The sequence below is a fragment of the Rhodococcus sp. NPDC003382 genome, assembly GCF_053589135.1.
In genome coordinates this window covers 1-4506 of record NZ_JBSFRH010000098.1, presented here as the reverse complement: position 1 = coordinate 4506, position 4506 = coordinate 1, and the positions used below count along the sequence as shown (strand labels likewise).

Below are 4506 nucleotides of genomic sequence, written 5' to 3'. Positions count from 1 at the left end.
GTGGCGGTCAGGACCGCCACAAAGGCACACCGGTGAAGCACCGGTCAGAAGTACACGTAGATCGGACGGATCGGGTTGGGAATCAACCGAAGTTCGTGCGCGACATAGTTCGTGTCGTACTGAACGCACTCGTGGATCTGGACGTAGTGCCCGTCGCCGCGGCACTCGATCTTCCGCGTAGCGCCGTAGGGGCTCAGGATGATCGGCTTGTAGCTGTTCTCACCGAACAGTGCACCGGGGTCGAGGGGTGCGACGAAGTAGTCGGTCCGATCGCGAACTGCGTTGAAGCCGTACGGGTCGTCATCCGGGGCAGCCGACGCACCCGTCGCCGCCATCAGAGCACTGCCGACGACCATCGCAGCAACAGCCAGGGTTCGAGTGAGCATGAGAAGTCCTCGTCTTTCGTCGAGCCGGCACCCCTGCGTACTGACAATCGAGAGTACAGACCGACCGTTACGTTCCGAGGCGGGTTGAGAGGGGCAGGTCGCAGACTCCCCGATGGGTCGCGGCGCGGACGGCTACCGTGGAGATCATCGAGCGGTTCCCGTTTCACCGAAGCCGGACTTCGAGGCAGTACTCGTGACGACGCTGCAACCGACCGCCTCGTGGGCGGAGAGGACAGCCCAGCACACCGGGCTGGGCGTCTATCTGCTCGGGATCGTCGCGTTCGGCGTCTCGGCATCCCGAGCGGAGACCGGCACCGGATGGGTGGTCGCCGTGGTCATCGCGGTGGGACTCACCGCACGTGGGACGACTCTGCACCGCCCGCTGACTCCGACGCACGTGACCGCCGCGATCGTGTGTCTGCTCCTGGCAGATCTCGGCTGTGCCGAGGGGCGTCCTCACCTGGGGTTCGTCCTGGTCGTGGTGTCCGGGTGGGTGCTCGTGTGGCCGGTCCCCAGCGTCCCGCAACCCGAGGAACACCCCCGCATCGAGGCTCTCGTACAACGGACCGCGGGTGATCCGCTGGCACCGTTCGCACTGAACTCCGCCAAGTCCTACTTCTTCGACCCCTCCGGAACCGCAGCGATCGCCTATCGAACCCGCGCGGGCGTCGCCGTGGTTTCCGGGGATCCGGTCGGTGATGCGCGGGCATTCGGCAACCTGCCGACGCGATTCACCACCTTCGCCGAGGCTCGAGGCTGGCGGGTGGCGGTTCTCGCGGCGAGCGAGCACACGGCACGGTTGTGGCAGAACCGGGACGGACGCTCGCCGCTACGCGCGGTGGACATCGGGTGCGATGTCGTCGTGGACGTGTCCCGATTCTCGCTCGACGGACGGCGATTCCGGAATCTGCGGCAGGCGGTGCAGAGGAGCCGGAACGCCGGGTTGAGTACCGAGATCCTCTCCGAGCGAGACGTTTCCGCGGCACTGCGCCGGCAGTTGCTCGCGATCGTCGCCGAGACCCGCGGCGGACATCAGCGTCGGGGATTCTCGATGATTCTCGACCACCTGCTCGACGGTGTGCTTCCGGGGATGATGATCGTCGTTGCGCGTGACCGGCACGGTCGCCCGGTCGGGTTCCAGCGATACGGCACCGCGCACCACGGAAACGAGTGGAGCCTGGACGTCCCGTGGCGCAGCACCCGGGCTCCCAACGGCACCGACGAACGCATGATCGTCGATGTCGTCGAGCATGTCCGCCGCCGGGGTGGAACGTCGGTGTCGTTGGCCTTCGCCCCGTTTCCCCGATTGTTCGCCGACGCCGGAACCGGCGTGCGACAGCGGACGCTGCGGACCGCGCTGCGGCTGGGCAACTCGGTGATCGCTCTCGAATCGCTGTACCGATACCTGCACAAGTTCCATGCCGCCGCAGGTCGTCGCTACGTCCTGTTCGAACCCCGGTACGTCGTACCCGCGGCGTACGCCATGTTGACGTCGGAGTTCGTCCCCCACCGCGAGCACAGTCCTCGTCGCACCTCGCATCGCAGCGGCCGCAACCGGTACGGTTCGACGCCGGCAGGCCGGCGAAAGCTGTCATAGAGCGACAGCGATCCTCTCGGGCCGGAGTACGCGGGCGAGGAAGTCGAGTTGATCGGCAAGCACCCGCCGGTGCCATTCGCCCCGGTAGAAGTCGAAGTGATCGACGGGGTACTCACGCAGCTGCGCCCACCTGCCGGCCTTGCGTGCGGTGCGGCGCGCGGCGTCGGGCGGGGCGACACGATCGTCGGTGCCGACCTGCACCAGCAGCGGGCACGTCAGCCGGGAGGCGTAGGTGGTCGGACGGTTCAGCCCGACTTCCAGGCCCGTGCGTGCGCAGACCTCGTTGCGCCAAGTGGGCCCGGCCATCGAAAGATAGGCCTCCTCGGCGCCCGGCGTGCTGATGATCGCTGTCGACCCGGGCTGCGCGACGACGGGCGCGTGATAGGGCGACCGGCCGGTTAGAGCGCGCGCCACATCGCGCAATCCGTGCCCTGTGGCGCGGACGAGTTGGCTCACCCCGGCGTAGCGCGCGATCTGTACGAGGGCGGCGAGCCCGTCGGTGGCCGGATTCATGGACACCACCGCCGCGACGCGCTGGTCCTGGGCGGCGACCGCGACGACGTGTCCGCCCGAGTAGGACGTGCCCCACAACACGATTCGGCCGGGATCGACCCCGGGCAGGTGGCGGGCCGTGTCGACGGCCGCGTGGTAGTCCTGCCGCTGCCGGCGGAACGCGACATCCTGACGAGGTTCCCCGGCGGAGTCGCCGAAACCGCGGTAGTCGAACACGAAAGCGTCGATACCGGCGGCTGCGAAAGCCTCGGCGAAGGCGAGCAGACCGGTGTCGCGGGTGCCGCCGAAGCCGTGCCCCAGGACGATGCAGGGCCGGCCCGCCTCACCGGCAAGAACGCCGGTGCTCGCCGGTAGGTGCCAGGCGGCACAGGTGATTCCGTGGCTCGTGAAAGTCAGCTCGTGTCTCATCGTCCTTCTCCCTACCCTGCGAGCACGCTCGAGCGAGTGGAGGTGAATCTCAACGCGGGATCCTCGACCGGGCCCACGCGAAGCCGTTCGACATCTGATTCGTAGGCCATCTCCGCCGTCCACGGGCCACGGGTACCTGCCCGCGGGAACGCGGCGACTCCCCGCTGGATGTAGCCCGAACTCAGGTCGAGAAGGGGGACCCGCTCCATGTCGGGATCGTCGAGTACGGGTTCGACGACGGTGTGTCCCTGTGCATCCATGTGGTCGAGCAGTCGGCAGAAGTGCTCGCAGACCAGATCGACCTTGAGCGTCCAGGCGATGTTCGTGTACCCCATGGCGAACGCGAAGTTGGGCACCCCGGAGAGCATCATGGCCTTGTAAACGGTGGTGTCCGGCAGATGCACCGGCTTTCCGTCGACGGCGAGCGCGATCTTGCCCAAGGGCGACATGGTCAGCCCGGTTGCCGTGACGATGATGTCGGCGGCCAGTTCCCGGCCCGATTCCAGCCGGATTCCGGTCTCGGTGAATCGTTCGATCCGGTCGGTGACCACCGATGCCTGCCCCGACGAAATCGCCTTGAACAGATCACCGTTGGGAACCATGCACAACCGCTGCTCCCACGGGTTGTACCGCGGGGTGAAGTGGGTGTCGACATCGAAGTGCCGGGGCAACTGTCGACGCACGTTGGCGATCAACAGCTTGCGCATCAGCTTCGGGGCGCGCATGCATGCCTTGTAGATCCCACGGTTGAGCATGATGTTCTTGCGCCGGACGATTCGATACGCACGCTCGGGGCCGAGCACCGTGTTCAACGTGTTCGCGATCGCGTCCTCGGCGGGAAGCGAGAGCACATAGCTCGGTGATCGTTGCAGCATGGTGATGTGGCCCGCTTCGGCCGCCATCGAGGGAATCAAGGTCACAGCCGTTGCGCCGCTTCCGATCACGACCACGCGCTTGCCCGCGTAGTCCAGGTCCTCGGGCCAGTGCTGCGGATGGACCAGTGTCCCGGCGAAGTCCTCGACTCCGGCGAACTCGGGGGTGAACCCGGATTCGTTGTCGTAGTATCCGGTTCCCGAGAACAGGAACCGCGCGGTGAATTCGGTCAGTGCTCCGGTGCCGGAATGCCGTGCCGTCACCGTCCACAGTCCCTCCGTGGAGGAGAACTCCGCCTCGAGTACCCGGTAGCCGAATCGGATGTGTTCCGCCACACCGTTTTCGGCGACCGCCTCCTGCAGGTAGTCCATGATGATGTGGCCGTCGGCGATCGACTTGCGATGCGTCCAGGGCTTGAAGCCGAAACCGAAACTGGGCATGTCCGAATCGGAGCGGATGCCCGGGTACCGGAACAGGCTCCAGGTTCCCCCGATCGTGTCGCGGCCTTCCAGAATCGCGAACGAAGTATCCGGGCGACGCATCTTCAGATGGCAGGCAGCGCCGATACCCGAGATTCCGGCTCCGATGATCAATACGTCGAAGTGGGTGCTTGCCGTCGCTGCGGGAGTGCTCCTCATCGATCCTTACCTTTCTTTCAGGGGGTTCGAACTGGGCGACGGCCGTAGGCTTCGAACCACCCAGGGACGTCGGACATGGCTTTCATCGCTC

General features: G+C 66.3%; 4 protein-coding genes. 1 reads left to right on the top strand and 3 read right to left on the bottom strand.

Annotated elements, in window-relative coordinates; genetic code table 11:
- Positions 1–44: 44 nt before the first annotated feature.
- Entirely contained in the window at positions 45–386 is a 342-nt protein-coding gene (locus tag ACWDUD_RS30485) for a hypothetical protein (protein ID WP_450111759.1), read from the bottom strand.
- A 193-nt stretch (positions 387–579) separates the two neighbouring features.
- On the opposite strand from ACWDUD_RS30485, the gene ACWDUD_RS30480 reads away from it, so the two are divergent.
- Complete coding sequence (locus tag ACWDUD_RS30480; protein WP_450111758.1) at positions 580–1983, top strand: bifunctional lysylphosphatidylglycerol flippase/synthetase MprF; 1404 nt, start codon at positions 580–582, stop codon at positions 1981–1983.
- Here ACWDUD_RS30480 and ACWDUD_RS30475 read toward each other — a convergent pair.
- On the bottom strand, positions 1978–2904 hold the full coding sequence (locus ACWDUD_RS30475; protein ID WP_450111757.1) for an alpha/beta hydrolase: 927 nt from the start codon (positions 2902–2904) through the stop codon (positions 1978–1980). The two genes, ACWDUD_RS30480 and ACWDUD_RS30475, sit on opposite strands and share 6 nt — an antisense overlap.
- A gap of 11 nt (positions 2905–2915) precedes the next feature.
- Positions 2916–4415 carry a flavin-containing monooxygenase gene (locus ACWDUD_RS30470; protein WP_450111756.1) on the bottom strand — a complete coding sequence of 500 codons (1500 nt, stop codon included), beginning with the start codon at positions 4413–4415 and terminating at the stop codon, positions 2916–2918.
- Between the last annotated feature and the right edge of the window lie 91 nt (positions 4416–4506).